Raw genomic sequence first — 14,820 nt, 5'->3', positions numbered from 1 at the left:
TAATCAGAGGAGGACTTATTTTGTTTGGCGCTGGCATTGAGGGCGGCCCGCTGCTCTCTTTGGTCAACGTGGGTGTAGAGGTCGGTGGCTGAGGTGCCTTTTTGCCCCAGCTGCTGGGCGACCATGACCTGGTCCTTGGTGGCCTGGTAGAGTTCAGAAGCGACCGTGTGGCGGAGCTTGTGAGGGGTGAGGGGATGGCCGAAGGCAGCAGAATACTTGCCAACCATTTTCTCAATGGCATTGGTCGTCATCCGCCGGCATTCCTGGTGGTAGCTGGTTAAGAAAAAGGCCTTGTTAGTGGCCGGGGCCTGGTAGCGGTCTGCCCGGATTGCCAGGTACTTTTCCAGGTAGGGGAGGGTCCAGTCAGCAACTGGCACTGAGTCTCTCTGTCCGCCCTTCCGGGTGACATCTAAAGTTGCCTCTTTTAAGTTGAGGTCCTTCATGTCAACCCCGGCGCATTCAGAAACCCGGATTCCCGTGCCTAAGATCAAAGCAATGACGGCCATGTCCCGTTCCTTGTTTTGCTTAAAAGAAGAAAGGGCGCGCCCGCTGCAGAGGCCGGCAAATTTTTGGTCCAAAAAGTCCATAAACTGGTATTTCAAGTCGCCGGTGTACATGTGGGCTTCTAAGGCATGAGCCCGGTAGTTCAAGGTACTTGTATAAGGAAGGGAATTGATCTTGAGCATGACATTGCGGTCAAAGTAAGGCTCGCCATTGTTCTTGTCAGCCGTGATGGTCAAGTACTTGTACAAGGAGCGCAGGGCGTTAAGGGACCGGTTGACAGTCGTCGGGGAGTTGAGGCGGCCTTGCTTGTTCTTGCTGTGCTCCAGTTTATCCAGGTAGAGCATGACATCGCTCCGGCTCAATTTTTCCAAATCGCTTGGCAGCACTTGGCTGGGGCTTTTCGCCTGGGTCAAATTTTCAGCGATCAGCCAGGAGAAAAAGCGGCGGATTTCCGTTAAATACTGGTAGCTGGTGGTCAGAGAGTGCCTTGTTTCCAGCTGGTATTCCTTGACGAAGTCCGGCATCTGGGCCATTTCCCGGTCGATGAGGGAAAGGTATTTCTTAGTTTCCATAGGTCTCCTTATTCTTCATCCAAAAAGTGGTTCTTGTACTCGTCTTCAATGATGGTCAGCATTTCTTCTAAGATGCCATAATTACCAATATTTTTCCGTTAGCTTAATTATACTAGAAAGAAGTCGAACCGACAGCTAGTTGATCAGTTGACTGTCTTTCAGCTAGGCGGCTTTTTGTTTGGAAAAGCGGTAAAATAGAGCTGATTCTTAAAAAATGAAAGAGGCAGAAAAATGCTCAAGTTTATTACAGCCAGCGACAGTTTCAAGGAAAGCTTGTCAGCCAAAGCGGCCTGCCAGGCCATGGCAGATGGGATCAAGCGGGTCTTTCACGAAGCTGAAGTCGTCCAGGTTCCCATGGCCGATGGTGGGGAAGGGACGGTCGATGCAATCTTGTCCTGCATCCCCGGGGAAAAAGTGGAAAAGATGGTTACCGGTCCCGATGGCAGAAAGCTCTTGGCCAGCTATGGGCTAATTGATGATGGAAAATGCGCGGTGATCGAAACAGCCGCGGCCAGCGGCCTGGGCTTGCTTGCGAAAAAGGACCGCGATCCCATGACGGCAACTACTTTTGGGACTGGGGAGCTGGTACTTGACGCGTTGAAGCGGGGCGTCAAAAGGATTATTGTTGGCCTGGGCGGCAGCGCGACTAACGATGGCGGTGCCGGCCTGGTCCAGGCTTTAGGGGTTAGGTTTTTAGATAAAAACGGCCAAGAGCTGCCTTTTGGCGGAGGAAGTTTAGACCAGTTAGTCAGAATTGATGCCAGCGGCTTGGCTCCCCGCTTAAAAGAAGCAGAAATAATCCTGGCCAGTGACGTGACCAATCCTTTGACCGGGCCCAATGGGGCTTCAGTGGTTTTCGGCCCGCAAAAGGGAGCGGACAAGGAGATGGTCCAGAAGCTTGACGCTAGCCTTCACCATTACGCGGCCGTGATCAAGGAGCAAGTTGGGAAAGACGTGGAGAACGTTCCTGGCAGCGGGGCAGCTGGCGGCCTGGGAGCAGGCTTTTTAGCCTTCAGCAATAGCCAAATGAAAGCCGGCGCCCAGATTGTGATTGAGGAAAGCCATTTGGCGGAAAAGATGCGGGATGCCGACTATGTCTTTACGGGCGAAGGCGGGATTGACTTCCAGACTAAGTTCGGCAAGACACCCTATGCCGTAGCCCAAGTTGCCAAAAAAATTGGCATACCGGTTTTTGCTCTGGCTGGCCAGGTCGGAGACGGAATTGACAGCTTATATGAAGCAGGCTTTACGGGGATTTTTGGTATCCTGCCAGGCGTCTGCAGCTTGCCGGAAGCTTTAGCAGGCGGAGAAGAAAATTTAGCCCGGACCAGTGAAAACGTAGCCCGGGTGATTAAGGCCGCCAGAGCAAATTTACAGTAAAGGCTTACTGTTAAGGAAAAATAGCATTTTTTTGTCTTTCAGCCAATTTTTTACGCATATGCTCTGTAATTTTTTCAAAAGATTGCGATAATAAGAATGGACGCGGAAAGCGAATTCAAAAATGAAAGGGCATAAAAAGATGAAAGAATACTATTTGGACTATCGTGAGCAAGTGCGGAATATCTTGGATGCTTTGGACGACAGCAGTACATCCTTGCGCCTGGGAGCAGTCGCGATCGAAAATCTCTTGACCCTGGCCAAAATCGACCTGGATGATGAAGACGAAGAAACTGAAACAGGCGATGAGGAGGATGAAGGCGAAGACGAAGAAGATTCTGATGATTCAGATGCCATTGAAGCGGCAGATAGCGGCGGGGACCTAGACCTAGCAGAAGCGGAAGCCAAGAAGCAACAAGTCAAGATCATCCGCCATGAAGAGCCAAGAGCCAGCATCCCTTACCAGATCTCGGCTGGCAACCAGCTCTGCCGCTTTTCCCGGGCCTTGAAGGGCGGGAGTTTTTACACCGAACAAGGAGATTTAGTTGGCGAGATTAATGAGCTGACACTCAAAAATCTGAACGTGGAAAATGGCGATTTAGTCGAGCTGGACCCGAGCAGTCAGCCGCCCCGGGTGATCCGGATAGTGGAAGCCGGCAATCTGCCGTCTAATATCGAGACTATGTCATATGGGGTGGTAGAAAGGGATGCTGCCGGCGATTTGTATGTCAGCCGCAGCGCCATGGGCGAGAAATTGAGCGAGTGCGCGGGCATTGACCGCTATGAGGTACCGGCGATCATTGATGCCGGACAAACTGAGACTGGTTTTGTCCATGAAGGCGATATCGTTGACTTGGCCTGGTATAAGAACAGCCCCAGCAATATGATCGTCCGCTGGGTCAGCCAGACTAAGGGAGAAGAAGCTCCAAAGAAGGAAAAGCCGGCTGAAAAGAAGGTAAAGAGCGAAAAGGAAGACAAGGGCAAAGAAGAGAGCGTAACGACCTTGAATTTCGACCTGCATGGCCGCAGCGTGGCGGTGGTCATCGGCAATGAACTCCGCAGCCAGGAGATTCAGAAGATGGTGGGTGAACACCACGGCCGCTGCAAGGTGATTGACGCCTTCAAGTTTTCCGACACGGAGTCTTTTTACAAGCACGCTCTCAAGCGGGCTGATGTAACGGTTATGGTGCAGAATTTGAACAAGCACTCGACCAGCAAGGCTCTGCGCAAGTATGCCAAGCGGCTGGCCATCGCGGATTCGGCAGGCCTGTCTTCAATTGAGCGGGCGATCTACCGGGCTATGCACGGCCTGCCGGCTTATGAGACATCTACCCAGCCGATCGCGTATCCGGTCAAGGAGCTGGCACTTAGTTAATTTTTAGAAAGGTTGGCGGTCAAGATGGCATTTTCGGATAAAGATAAATTCGTTGAGATGGATAAAATCGGCGCGACCTGGCTGGACCGGGGGGCGGAAGCCTACCGGCAGGGGGACTATGAACTGGCCCTGCAGTGCTATAAAAAGGCAGCTGACTACGGCAATTCCCAGGCCATGTGCAATTTAGGCTACATCTATGCCTTTGGCCGGGTTGGTGAAGCCGACCAGGAGCAGGCTTTTTACTACTTTACTCAAGCATCTTTGGCCGGCAACCCGAATGCCTTCTATAAGCTGGGGGATGCCTTCCGCTTCGGCAATTTTGTAAAGAGAAATGACCAGATTGCCTTTCAATATTACAGCATGGCGGAAAGCGTCCTGAAGGAAGGCGATGAAGACCTGATTGCTGAGATCGACTACCGCCTGGCCCTTTGCTACGCCAGAGGCTGGGGGACGAGCCAGCGCTGGGACCTGGCCTTGAAGTATATCAATGAGGCTCAGCTTTATGCCTACCGGAACAAGCAGCATGGCGAGTACAACTGGCAAAAGACCAGCCAGCGGATCAACAAGCTGCATGATGAGATAGTAAGCGAAATGTTTTCATAAGTTTTAAGTAGCTGCCTGGGGCGAACCGGGTAGCTACTTTTTTATGGAATTTGTTCAAAATAGCTATTTTCTTTGGTCCTGCAATCAGCTTGGTTTATAATGATAGATGTACAGGTAATAATAACTTAAAAGTTATAGATTTGGATAGATGTAAAAATGATAGATAGATTATGGCTGTTTAACCAGCGTGCTGCTGTTAGCCTGCTCGACTACTATACAACTATTGAGATAATTATTTCATTATTTATTGCTGGCTTGCTTGCCTTGGTCTACAAGAACAGCCACTACAGCAAGCAGCAGAAGCGCAGCTGCTACTGGTCTTTAGGCCTCTTGCTAATCATCAATTTAATTGAGTGGATTTTGGTCATGCTGGATGGCGTCTCGGGCCAATACAGAATATGGTTGCTAATCAACAAGTTTTTAAACTACTGCTTGATACCGTTTCTAGGCTACCTCGTTATTCATATTTGGGTGCGGCATTCAAAGTATGACCGCCTGCTGGTAGTATTGCTGCCGGGGAATGTTCTCTTCCAGCTTGCGTCGATTTTTACCGGCTGGACTTTTTGGATTGACCAGAATAGCCACTATCACCAAGGCCGTTACTACATTGTTTACTTATTTATCTGCATTATCGTGATGTTCGCGATTGTATCTGCTTATCACCAGTTTGAGCAAAAGACATTCAGCGGCGACCGCCTTTTTGTATTTTATACATTTTTCGTGGTCTTTCTGGGGATCATGATCCAAGAAGTGAGCGGGGGAGCTTTGCGGACGACATCATTGACGATTACGATCGGGATGTGCTTTTTGCTGAACCGCTTCAATAATTTTACCCAGAAGGTCAGCGACATGAAGATTAGCCGGGACAGTGTCGTGATGCGGACGGATATTATGACGGGGATGCAGAACCGTTATGCCTATGAGGAGAAGCTGGGCGAGATGGTGACGCCGCAAGGCGGGAAGGAGTTTTTAGCTTTTTCCATAGACATCAACGGTTTAAAAGAGATGAATGACAACCGGGGCCACCTGGCCGGGGATGACTTGATCCGGGAAGTGGCCGCGATTATTAGGGATATTTTAGGCAAAAGCGGAGAATGCTACCGGATTGGGGGAGACGAGTTTGCTGCGATCGTACCCGGCGACAGCCAGCAAGGGGAGAAATTAAAGCAGCAGCTGGAGTTAGAGGTAGTCAAGTACCGGATCAATACCGGGCAGAATATCAGTTTTTCTATTGGCTATGCCGACAGTGAATCGCATCCCCAGGCCAATCTGGAGCGTTTGATGCAGCTGGCTGACCAGCAAATGTACCAGGAGAAGCGGGAGTATTACGGCCGCCCGGGAAACAACCGGCGGGGTAGAAGCAGCCAGTAAAAAGCAAGAAGGTTGACAGGCCGCGCCTGCTTGGGTTACCTTTAACTTGTATTCAAGGGATAGAGGACAAGTTGGGGGAATTATCATGTTTACGATTTTGTTTTTGATTTTACTGATATTTTTAACTATTGTGGCCGTGCCGGTGGCGATCGCCGCATTTCTGCTCAAGGTCTCGTTTAAGATCCTGGGCTGGCTGATCGGCATCTGCTTTACTTTGGCCCTGCTGATCAGTTTGCTATTGATTAGCATGATGTAGGAGCATTTTTTAAAAAAATATAGCAGCCATGGATTGCAAAATTGCTAGTCCATGGCTGCTTTTTTGTTGGTTATTTTAAAAGGTTGTTGGCGTCTGTCTGGATATCAAAAAGTTCGGTATCAACGTCTCCGTTCTGCAAAGCGGCATTTAAACGTGAATTAAGCAAGTTGATCACTTCCGTATACTCTTTGAAACGGGGTACAAGCTGGCCGTTTTCCAGCAAGTCATCCAGCTGCCAATTGGTCAAACTCTGAGAATCAGAGCCGTACTGGTGGAGAATTTTAGCGGTGGCTTGGCTTTGGACAACTGATTTTAAGACTGAGCTCCCAGTTGAACTGGCCATCAGCTTTTGCTGCAATTGCTGGTCAGAGCAGAGCATTTGAATGAACTTCCAGGCCATTTGCTTATTTGCGCTGCTGTTGGCAATTCCCCAGGAACTACTCTCAATGCTTGTGCTGCTGCTGCCTGCCAGGCTCGGCATCTGGCAGCAGTCGACCCGGAAATTATAGGACCGGGTCACATGGTAGGGATAGGAGGTGTAGGTCCGGTACTGAGCCAGATAGATTGGCTCAAAAGCGACTTTTCCTTCGTCAAAGAGGTCACTGGTTACGTTCATGTTTCCCGCGTTCGCGTAAAGCTGCTGCATTAGCTTGATTGCTTTGCTAAAGCGGCTGCTCGTCAAATTGATGCGGCGGTCGCTGACGTTAAAAGGCTCATCTTGATAAGCTGCTGCCGCGTTATACCAGTTAAAGTCGTTGGTTGTGCCATAAAGCTTTTTCCCTTTAACCTTGCTGAGCTGGGTGCTGATAGCTTCAAATTCATCAGGCGTTGGCTTGGAAAACTTGCTCGGCAGATCATATTTTTCCAGCAGGCTTTGATTATAGATCATCAGCTGGGGGTTAGCTTCATAGGGCAGGGCATATTGCGCGCCGCGGTAGCGGTCACCGGATAGCAGCGGCTGGTAAAAATCACTAGTATCAAGCTTGTCACTGGCAATGAAGCGGTCAAGGCTGGCCAACACGCCTTCAGATGCCATTGTGGCAAAGTTTTCATCTGGTACCAAAATGACGTCTGGGGTTTGTCCGGAAACAATCTTGCCGCTGAGCCAGTTGATATAGTCCTTCTTGGTAATCCCGGTTTCGTATTGGATCTTTACGTCAGGATATTTGCGGTGAAATTTTTTAATCGCGTAGTCGATCATCTTATAGGGCTCGCCACTCGGCGCGTCCCAGCTGCTGCCAGTATAAAAAGCAACCGTTAGTGTTTTTGACTTTTTCTCGTAATAATCGCCTACAGCTGCAGAAGCCGCGCAAAGAAGGACGATCAGCAATAAGACCAGCCAAGTAGAGTTGATGCGGTTACTGCTTGTCTGCTTGGTCATCGCTGATTACCTCGCTGGTGACGCCGCTTTGAATGGCCCAAATTGCCAGCTGGGTCCGGTCCCGCAGGTCGAGCTTATCCAGGATTTTTGAAATATAGTTGCGGACAGTGCCTTCGCTTAAGAATAACTTGGCCGCGATTTCTTTGTTTGAGAGGCCAAAGCCAACTTGCTGGATTACCCGGAGTTCATGTGGGGTGAAGTCCCGTGCCTCCTGGTCATTGACGCTGATCGCGTAATTGCTTTGCGCCATTCTGGAAAAGAGGGTGAAGACTTTCTGCGCGATATCAGGGTTGATCATGGCCCCGCCCCGGTAGACTGTTTCAATGGCCTGGTAAAGCTGGGCTGGTTCAACCCCTTTGAGCAGGTAGCCTGAAGCACCATATTTTAAGGCGCTAAAAATAAAGTCATCATCGTCAAAAGTTGTCAAGATAATTACTTTGATATTGGGATATTTCTCCTTGACGTACTTGGTGCAAACTGTCCCGTCCATTTCTGGCATGCGGATATCCATTAAAATGACGTCTGGCTGTTTGACGGCCAACTTGTCTAGTACCTCTTTGCCGTTGCCAGCTGTATCGGTAACGGTAAACTTGCCGGATGCTTCTAGCACGATTTTAATTGAATCCCGGATGAGGGCCTGGTCATCGGCTACTAATACCTTAATCATATTTTCTCCTCCTCATTTTTATTATTTTTAGGAATAACCACACTGACTAAAAATCCCTGCCTGCCGTCAAAAGTAACCTTGCCGTTGATGATCGCGACCCGTTCCTTCATCTGGGTGATTCCAAATCCCGGACGGATCATTTTAACCCCAGCTCCGTTGTCCTGGATATTAAGCAGGTAAGCTGCCGGAGTTTCCAAACAGTAAATATTAACTTTGCTGGCATGGCCGTGCCTCAATGAGTTAGTAATAGCTTCTTCAATGATTCTGAAGATGACGTTCTCAGTTGTCTTTTCAAAATCAGGTTGCTGCCACTCATAGTCAAAATTGATCTGCAAGTGGGAAATATCGCTGTATTCCTGCAGCATTTTCTTTAGGGATGCTTCCAGGGTATAGCCATTAAGGGCCCCGGGCCGCATCTGATTTAGCGTTTTACGGACATCTTTGATTCCCTGTTTGGTAGCAATTGAAATCTTATTTAATTGCTCCTTGGCGGCTTGGGGATTGATATCGATCAACATCTTAGTCGCATCAACCCCGGCTGAAATACCGGTCAAGGCATGGCCAACGGTGTCGTGAATATCCCTGGCGATTCGCTTTCTTTCCCGGTTCTCGGCGATTTTTTCAGACAGAGCAGCGTAATTCTTTAATTCAATATTTGTCCGGGCTGCCTGGGAAAGCTCTTCCTGGATATTGCGCTCTTGGTTGAGCAAGTAGAGGCCATAAGCCACGATGATGCCGATAAAACAGAGCAGGTTGAGCGTCGTTAAGAAATTTTTGATAATGACCAGCTTGGTCTGGACTTTAACCGGCAGAAAGCTGATATAGCTGGCCAGATTTGGCATATCCAAGAAGCTGCCTAAGATCGCGTAATCCGAGACGGAATAGAGCAAGAGAAAGAGCAGGGAAATGCTGGCCCAAAAAGGCAGGTGGCGTATATGGGCCATGTTCCGGCTGAAGAGAAAGTAATCGACTAAGATTAATAGAAAGAGACCATTGTAGCTAGTCTGCAGGGCAATATAAATAATGATCGTTAAGATAATTTCGATGAAGAAAAAGGTTGTACTTGAATTGACCGAATGACTGCTATGGTGGCGAATGGTCATAATGGTTGCTAGAAGCAGCATGGTCAGATTTGCTGTCCAAAAAATTCCTACTGGCGAAAAAGGAACCCGGTTCAACTTAGTTAAGAACTGGTAGCTGACATTTTGATTCACGATATAAATCGATGCCCCGTAAAAAATTGCAGAGATGTAAAGCACAATGATTGTATTCAGCCACATCATCGCCCTTCTCAATAGAAAGAGACGCTTGAGTTTTTGGGCCATTATTGTCTTTTGCTCCATTACTGCCACCCCGTCGTTCCGTAATGATTAAGATTGCCCCGGTCGATTATCTCAGTAGGTATGACAATCTTCTCTTTTACCTTTTCCCCCTTCAGCAAATCGTAGATAGCTTTAGCACTGCTTTTGCCCATTTTGACCGGGGACTGGGCAGCGGTGGCAACAGCGTTTGAGTTCTTGCTGATCAGCAATTTCATGTTGGGGGAGCCGTCAACGCTGTAAACGTGGATTTTTTTATCCAGCTTTTGAGCAGCGATTGCTGACAGGGCCCCGATGGCCGCTTGATCGTTTAAGGCCATGACCGTGTCAAAGCTTTTACCTTTTTTCAGATAAGCCGTGACTTTTGGGAGAGCAATTTCTGACTGGCCAAAGGTCTCCAGCCGGTCGACTATTTTGTAGTTCTTCACCTTTGAGTTATTAGAAAGCGTTGCGCAGAAGCCGCTGATCCGTTCTTTAGCAGAATATGCACTGGCCTGGGTCAAGAGAAGAATCTTTGCCTGTTTTTCCTTTTTAAGAAGGTAACGGGCGACCAGGGAGCCGGCCCGGTAATTGTCAGTGGCAATCGTACAGTCAGCGTCTGCCCACTTCATTTCCGTGTCGACATTGATGATTTTAATGCCAGCTGCCCGCGCTTTTCTTAAAGCCTGGTGGATTTTCACAGAGTTGCCGTCGACCGGGGCAATGACGATCAAGTCGACTTTTTCCTTGATGAAATCATTAATCTGTTGGACTTGCTTGTCGACCTTTAATGCTGGATCCCGGGTGATCAAACGGTCACCATGTTGGTTGACCGAGTTGGCGATCTGTTCGTTCAAAATGACATAGAAGTTGTTGTTCATGGTCATATAGCTGGTCCCGATGGTGTATTGCCGCTTGGTCCAGGGATGCAGATTTAGCAGAAAATATGTAAGTAGAATTAGACCGACAGTGGCGAAAGTGCTGCAGACCAACTGCTTGCTGAACTTCCGCTTGCCATGAAAGGTCATGTGCTCTCCTCCTAAAAAAATGAACCGGTTTATTTGTACTCGTTACTATAGATTATATGGAAAATTGTCATATTAGTCATGTGACAAATGTCATATTTCTGCTTGCAAATAATGACAAAAAGCTAAGCTGGTGGGGTTGAACAAGTGACATCTTACACTATGTAAGCGATTGCCGGGATGCTAAACTTATCTCGAAAGTTAAGCAAGGAGGTAAGAAAGTGAAATATGTATTTTTGGTCTCACATGGCAAATTTGCAGAGGGCTTGAAGACTTCTCTGGAAATGTTTACCGGTGACACGGAGCGTATATTTGCAATTGGCCTGCATAATGGGAAATCAGCTGATGACTTCAAGCAAGAAGTCAAGAGCCTGCTGGACCAGCACAAGTTTACCGCTGCCGATGAATTTGTGATCTTGGCAGACTTGATTGGCGGCAGTCCCTTGACCAGCTTCTTGGGCGTGGCGGCTGATTATAACCTGCTCGACCGGGCAACGATCTTGGGCGGGATGAACTTCACCATGGCTTTGACGGTTGCTGTTTCCTTGGATGGAATGGACCGGGAGACTTTGGCGGCTACTGCCTTGAGTGAAGCCAAGGAAGCCTTGAAGGAATACAAATTATCAGCAGACAGCGCTGATGACGATGATGATGAGATTTAACGAGGAGGAAGAAAGATGTCAGTTTCATTTGTAAGAGTTGATGACCGGATGATCCACGGGCTGATTACCACCCGTTGGGGGAAGGAACGTCCTTGTGACGGGATTATTGCTGTTAATGACAAGGCAGCAAATAACAAGATCTTGAAAGAAGCCTATCAAGCAGCGGCCGAAGGGAAGAAAACTTTTGTCTGGACGATGGAACACTTTTTGAAGGTGCAAGACAAGGTCTTGAAATCAGACACCCGTTACTTCTTGATTACCAAGAGTCCTCTGGACATGAAGAAGATCCTGGTTGACGAAGGCTTCAAGCCAAGCGACGTAAAGGTAGTCAACGTTGGTCCAGGCAATGACCGGCCAGGCGCGATCAAGCTCGGTGATAACCAGTCCTTCACCCAAGAAGAAGGGGATGCCTTTGAAGCAATCGAAAAGGCCGGCTATACGGTTGACTTCGCCTTATTGCCAGATCAAAGAATTGGTGAATGGTCAAAGTTTAAGTCAAAGTTTGGTTACTAAAAAGTTCTTTTTAAAAAGAGGGAGATTTTTAAAATGACAATTAATTGGTTCCAGGCTGCCATCTTGGGCTTGTTCGCGTGTTTGTGTTCCAACTCATGTATGGCAGGGCAAGCAGTAGGTAACTACACGATTGGTCGTCCTTTGGTCGGCGGCTTGGTCTGCGGGATTATCTTGGGCGACTTGAAGCTCGGGATTGCCTGCGGGGTGGCCATGCAACTGGTTTACATCGCCTTGGTTACTCCAGGTGGTACCGTTTCAGCCGACGTCCGGGCAATTTCCTACATCGGGATTCCCCTGGCCATGGTGGCAATTTCCGCGCAAAACTTGAACCCGCTGAGTACTTCAGCCGCTAACTTGGCTAAGTCAGTGGGCACCCTGGTTGGTACGGTCGGCACAGTTCTCTACTACGCCGTTGCGACGATGAACTTGGTTTGGCAGTCATTCGGCTGGAAGGACGTTGAAAACGGCAAGCTGGACAAGCTGTACTCAGTCAACTTCGGCTGGCCATGGCTGTCCCACGCATTGTTCTCCTTTATCCCAACCATGCTTTTGACGCACTTTGGGGCAACTGCTGTTACTGCTTTGCGTAACGCTTTGCCAATGGACGGGATTCCAATGAAGACCCTGTTTACGGTCGGCGGGATGCTGCCATGTGTCGGGATCGCTATCTTGCTGCGGCAGATTGTCAACAAGCCAATGGACTTCGTGCCATTCCTGGTTGGTTTCACTTTCTGTGCATCTCTGCACTTGAACCTGGTTTCAGTTACGATCGTTTCCCTGCTCTTTGCCGCAATCATGTACGAAGTACAAATGGTCGAAAGCAAGCGGGTTACGGTAGCTGCCGGCTCAATTGATGATGACGATGAGGAAGAGGAGGACATCTAATCATGGACAACGCTAAGAAACTGGACAAAAAGACTTTAAGCAAGTCATTCAATTTATGGTTCTGGGGGGCATTGACCTGTTTCTCCCAAGAACACATGCAGACTTTTGGCTACATGGCTTCCATGCTGCCAATTCTGAAAAAGCTTTATCCAAAGCATGAAGACCAGGTCAATGCTATCCACGCTTACACGGCCTTCTTCAACACCAACCCAATGCTGGGTTCAGTGATCGTTGGTATCACGGCAAGTATGGAAGAAGCCCGGGCAAATGACCGCGGGATTGACGGTGAAACGATCAACGACATGCGGGCCGGTTTGATGGGGCCAATTGCCGGGATCGGTGACTCCTTGATCGACGGGACTTTGATTCCAATTCTGCTGGGTATCGCTTTAGGTATGTCCAATGGCGGCTCACCAGTCGGCGCCATCTTCTACATCATCGTTTGGGTACTTTTGGCCTACTTCGGCCAGCGCTTCCTTTACTTCCGCGGCTACCAGCTGGGGGACAAGGCGGTAGAGTTCCTGGTTGGTGAACAAGGCGCTGCTGTCCGCCGGGCAATTGGTACTGTTGGTGCCATGGTTGTCGGCGGGGTGCTGGCATCATGGGTTAACGTTACTACCTCTTTGAAGCTGTACAACTCAAACGGCAAGGTCTTCCTGGACCTGCAAAAGCAGCTGGACTCAATCTTCCCAGGCCTTTTGACCGTTTTGATCACTATTTTCTGCTGGTGGTTGATGTCAAAGAAGCACGTTTCAGCAATCTGGACTATGCTGATTTTGGTTGTAATTTCCTTTGTCGGCGTCCTGGTTGGCTTCTTCAACCCAGGCCTGTCCTACTAATATTCGTCCTTGCCGTTCTTAGACTAGAAAGGGATCTTGATTATGACTTTTGAAGAAATGCGTAAGGGATATCAAGACGAGGTAGCCTATCAAAAGCATATGTTAAGAAATCTGGGCTACTGGTTCCAGCTGGGCAGCATACTTAGCGGGAGCGGAATTGTCCTGGTCTACTTCTTCCATGCGAAAAATACTTTTCTCAATATTTTAGGAATCGCCTTGCTAGTGTTGGGGGCGGCAGGGATGTTGCTTTTCGGCTACGCTGGTTGGAAAGGCCAGCGGAATCTCCAAGCTCTGATCGATGATTATGAGCAAAAGCTTGATTACCTGCAAAAGCAGGTCAGTCATGGTAAACGCTAGTTGCAAATACTAGTTTACTTTTCCAACTCACTTTTACTAAACTCCTCAAAAACAGTAAAACGAGTTATAAACTACCCTATTTCAATTGCTCTGCAGTCGCCAGATGAGAGCCCGGTGGCAGCAGGGCAATTTTTTGTGCTTTACGGAATCTTGTGAAAGTGCTTTAATTAAGCAGATGAAGAAGGGGCTTTAACTGTCGGAAAAAAGTTATCAATCTTTGCCTTCTAATTAAGAGGAAAGAGGTAAAATATGAAAGTTTGGATGAGAGTTAGGCGCGACAAGGAAATGAATCTGGATGTGCCGCACAGTATTAATATCGCTACAGCGATGTATGGCTTCCGGGAATTAGGCGCGGAGATCGTACCATATCACTTTATCGACGAAATTGAGGAAAAAATTGGCCCAGATGACATAGTGCTGGACTATATTGAGCAATGCCAATGGGTCTTTAAAAAATTCGGACATCCAACTTATCTGGACTGCTATCCAGAAAGATTGAAGCCTTTTTTAAAGAGAAAGATTTGGCGGGATACGATAAATAGTTTTTCTAGCGATGAGAAAAAGTGGTCGGCAGGCTACTTTATCAAGCCGGTTAAGGATAAGGCTTTTACCGGGAAAATCATCCGAAATACATCGGATTTGATTGGCTGTGGCAATTCAATGGAAGACTATGAGATCTTGGTAAGCGAGCCGATAGACATTCTTGCTGAATGGCGCTGCTTTATCATGTATGACCGGATTATTGACGTCCGGCCATACGGCTCGGTGTCGGACCTTAATTACCAGGGTTATCGTTACCACTATGACGAAGAATTTTTGGATGAGCTAATGACAGAATTCAGAAAATGGCCAGACCGTCCGGCCGCTTGTAGCATCGATATTTGCTACTGCAAAGACGGACAGAGCCGGATGGTTGAAGCGAATGACGCCTACGCGCTGGGATGTTACGGCCTGCCAAGTTTGCTCTACGCAAAATTCATTTCTGCGAGATGGAGCCAAATTTTCGAGCGGGAAGATGAGTATCATTTTTGACAGCTTCTGACGAAGAAAGTAAATTGCTTTTTGCTGTGATTACCTAGCCTGCGCGGTTGCGCGGGCTTTTCCTTTCCGAAAAAGGAGGACTTTGCGGGACTTC

The 14,820-nt window shown here is 48.3% G+C and carries 16 protein-coding genes; 11 read left to right on the top strand and 5 right to left on the bottom strand.

Annotation, left to right across the window (positions count from 1 at the left end; all coding sequences use genetic code 11):
* The coding region (xerS, locus tag ACLUXO_RS09680; protein ID WP_412137383.1) for a tyrosine recombinase XerS at positions 1–1,076 on the bottom strand (1,076 nt) is incomplete at its 3' end.
* A gap of 231 nt (positions 1,077–1,307) precedes the next feature.
* Here xerS and ACLUXO_RS09675 point away from each other — a divergent pair.
* From ACLUXO_RS09675 to ACLUXO_RS09655, 5 genes are all read left to right on the top strand, one after another.
* A complete protein-coding gene (locus ACLUXO_RS09675) occupies positions 1,308–2,456 on the top strand; it encodes a glycerate kinase family protein (RefSeq protein ID WP_412137382.1) in 1,149 nt (382 codons plus the stop codon).
* Positions 2,457–2,595: 139 nt separating this feature from the next.
* The gene (locus tag ACLUXO_RS09670; protein WP_412137381.1) at positions 2,596–3,828 is read left to right on the top strand and encodes a DUF2325 domain-containing protein; all 1,233 of its coding nucleotides are present in this window, start codon (positions 2,596–2,598) and stop codon (positions 3,826–3,828) included.
* A gap of 24 nt (positions 3,829–3,852) precedes the next feature.
* The gene (locus ACLUXO_RS09665; RefSeq protein WP_412137380.1) at positions 3,853–4,431 is read left to right on the top strand and encodes a tetratricopeptide repeat protein; all 579 of its coding nucleotides are present in this window, start codon (positions 3,853–3,855) and stop codon (positions 4,429–4,431) included.
* Positions 4,432–4,587: 156 nt separating this feature from the next.
* On the top strand, positions 4,588–5,802 hold the full coding sequence (locus ACLUXO_RS09660; protein ID WP_412137379.1) for a GGDEF domain-containing protein: 1,215 nt from the start codon (positions 4,588–4,590) through the stop codon (positions 5,800–5,802).
* Positions 5,803–5,887: 85 nt separating this feature from the next.
* Positions 5,888–6,058 (top strand): hypothetical protein, encoded by a 171-nt coding sequence (locus ACLUXO_RS09655; RefSeq protein ID WP_412137378.1) that lies wholly within the window; start codon positions 5,888–5,890, stop codon positions 6,056–6,058.
* A 70-nt stretch (positions 6,059–6,128) separates the two neighbouring features.
* On the opposite strand, the gene ACLUXO_RS09650 is transcribed toward ACLUXO_RS09655, so the two are convergent.
* From ACLUXO_RS09650 to ACLUXO_RS09635, 4 genes are all read right to left on the bottom strand, one after another.
* Positions 6,129–7,439, bottom strand: a complete 1,311-nt coding sequence (locus ACLUXO_RS09650; protein WP_412137377.1) for an ABC transporter substrate-binding protein — start codon at positions 7,437–7,439, stop codon at positions 6,129–6,131.
* Positions 7,417–8,106: a response regulator transcription factor gene (locus ACLUXO_RS09645; RefSeq protein ID WP_412137376.1), complete on the bottom strand. Its 690-nt coding sequence runs from the start codon at positions 8,104–8,106 to the stop codon at positions 7,417–7,419. The genes ACLUXO_RS09650 and ACLUXO_RS09645 overlap by 23 nt, the downstream gene beginning before the upstream one ends.
* On the bottom strand, positions 8,103–9,386 hold the full coding sequence (locus tag ACLUXO_RS09640) for a sensor histidine kinase (RefSeq protein ID WP_412137375.1): 1,284 nt from the start codon (positions 9,384–9,386) through the stop codon (positions 8,103–8,105). The genes ACLUXO_RS09645 and ACLUXO_RS09640 overlap by 4 nt, the downstream gene beginning before the upstream one ends.
* Before the next feature lie 62 nt (positions 9,387–9,448).
* Complete coding sequence (locus ACLUXO_RS09635; protein WP_412137374.1) at positions 9,449–10,432, bottom strand: sugar ABC transporter substrate-binding protein; 984 nt, start codon at positions 10,430–10,432, stop codon at positions 9,449–9,451.
* 218 nt (positions 10,433–10,650) lie between these two features.
* On the opposite strand from ACLUXO_RS09635, the gene ACLUXO_RS09630 reads away from it, so the two are divergent.
* From ACLUXO_RS09630 to ACLUXO_RS09605, 6 genes are all read left to right on the top strand, one after another.
* Positions 10,651–11,091: a PTS sugar transporter subunit IIA gene (locus ACLUXO_RS09630; protein ID WP_412137373.1), complete on the top strand. Its 441-nt coding sequence runs from the start codon at positions 10,651–10,653 to the stop codon at positions 11,089–11,091.
* A gap of 15 nt (positions 11,092–11,106) precedes the next feature.
* Complete coding sequence (locus ACLUXO_RS09625) at positions 11,107–11,604, top strand: PTS system mannose/fructose/N-acetylgalactosamine-transporter subunit IIB (protein WP_412137372.1); 498 nt, start codon at positions 11,107–11,109, stop codon at positions 11,602–11,604.
* A gap of 33 nt (positions 11,605–11,637) precedes the next feature.
* On the top strand, positions 11,638–12,489 hold the full coding sequence (locus tag ACLUXO_RS09620) for a PTS mannose/fructose/sorbose/N-acetylgalactosamine transporter subunit IIC (RefSeq protein ID WP_412137371.1): 852 nt from the start codon (positions 11,638–11,640) through the stop codon (positions 12,487–12,489).
* 2 nt (positions 12,490–12,491) lie between these two features.
* Positions 12,492–13,328, top strand: a complete 837-nt coding sequence (locus tag ACLUXO_RS09615) for a PTS system mannose/fructose/sorbose family transporter subunit IID (protein ID WP_236156842.1) — start codon at positions 12,492–12,494, stop codon at positions 13,326–13,328.
* Between the two features lie 42 nt (positions 13,329–13,370).
* Positions 13,371–13,685 carry a DUF202 domain-containing protein gene (locus ACLUXO_RS09610; RefSeq protein WP_412137370.1) on the top strand — a complete coding sequence of 105 codons (315 nt, stop codon included), beginning with the start codon at positions 13,371–13,373 and terminating at the stop codon, positions 13,683–13,685.
* A gap of 249 nt (positions 13,686–13,934) precedes the next feature.
* A complete protein-coding gene (locus ACLUXO_RS09605) occupies positions 13,935–14,717 on the top strand; it encodes an ATP-grasp domain-containing protein (RefSeq protein WP_412137369.1) in 783 nt (260 codons plus the stop codon).
* Positions 14,718–14,820 lie beyond the last annotated feature (103 nt).

Origin of the sequence: Lactobacillus delbrueckii subsp. bulgaricus (genome assembly GCF_046938665.1) — a bacterium.
Lineage (GTDB): Bacteria > Bacillota > Bacilli > Lactobacillales > Lactobacillaceae > Lactobacillus > Lactobacillus delbrueckii_C.
Note: the sequence above shows the minus strand (reverse complement) of the source record. Positions and strands in the feature narration are given on the sequence as shown.

What these genes read in the sequence shown, in the direction of transcription:
- ACLUXO_RS09675 (WP_412137382.1), top strand. Translation starts at nt 1,308, where the DNA reads ATGCTCAAGTTTATTACAGCCAGCGACAGTTTCAAGGAAAGCTTGTCA.
- ACLUXO_RS09670 (WP_412137381.1), top strand. Translation starts at nt 2,596, where the DNA reads ATGAAAGAATACTATTTGGACTATCGTGAGCAAGTGCGGAATATCTTG.
- ACLUXO_RS09665 (WP_412137380.1), top strand. Translation starts at nt 3,853, where the DNA reads ATGGCATTTTCGGATAAAGATAAATTCGTTGAGATGGATAAAATCGGC.
- ACLUXO_RS09660 (WP_412137379.1), top strand. Translation starts at nt 4,588, where the DNA reads ATGATAGATAGATTATGGCTGTTTAACCAGCGTGCTGCTGTTAGCCTG.
- ACLUXO_RS09655 (WP_412137378.1), top strand. Translation starts at nt 5,888, where the DNA reads ATGTTTACGATTTTGTTTTTGATTTTACTGATATTTTTAACTATTGTG.
- ACLUXO_RS09650 (WP_412137377.1), bottom strand. Translation starts at nt 7,439, where the DNA reads ATGACCAAGCAGACAAGCAGTAACCGCATCAACTCTACTTGGCTGGTC.
- ACLUXO_RS09645 (WP_412137376.1), bottom strand. Translation starts at nt 8,106, where the DNA reads ATGATTAAGGTATTAGTAGCCGATGACCAGGCCCTCATCCGGGATTCA.
- ACLUXO_RS09640 (WP_412137375.1), bottom strand. Translation starts at nt 9,386, where the DNA reads ATGTGGCTGAATACAATCATTGTGCTTTACATCTCTGCAATTTTTTAC.
- ACLUXO_RS09635 (WP_412137374.1), bottom strand. Translation starts at nt 10,432, where the DNA reads ATGACCTTTCATGGCAAGCGGAAGTTCAGCAAGCAGTTGGTCTGCAGC.
- ACLUXO_RS09625 (WP_412137372.1), top strand. Translation starts at nt 11,107, where the DNA reads ATGTCAGTTTCATTTGTAAGAGTTGATGACCGGATGATCCACGGGCTG.
- ACLUXO_RS09620 (WP_412137371.1), top strand. Translation starts at nt 11,638, where the DNA reads ATGACAATTAATTGGTTCCAGGCTGCCATCTTGGGCTTGTTCGCGTGT.
- ACLUXO_RS09615 (WP_236156842.1), top strand. Translation starts at nt 12,492, where the DNA reads ATGGACAACGCTAAGAAACTGGACAAAAAGACTTTAAGCAAGTCATTC.
- ACLUXO_RS09610 (WP_412137370.1), top strand. Translation starts at nt 13,371, where the DNA reads ATGACTTTTGAAGAAATGCGTAAGGGATATCAAGACGAGGTAGCCTAT.
- ACLUXO_RS09605 (WP_412137369.1), top strand. Translation starts at nt 13,935, where the DNA reads ATGAAAGTTTGGATGAGAGTTAGGCGCGACAAGGAAATGAATCTGGAT.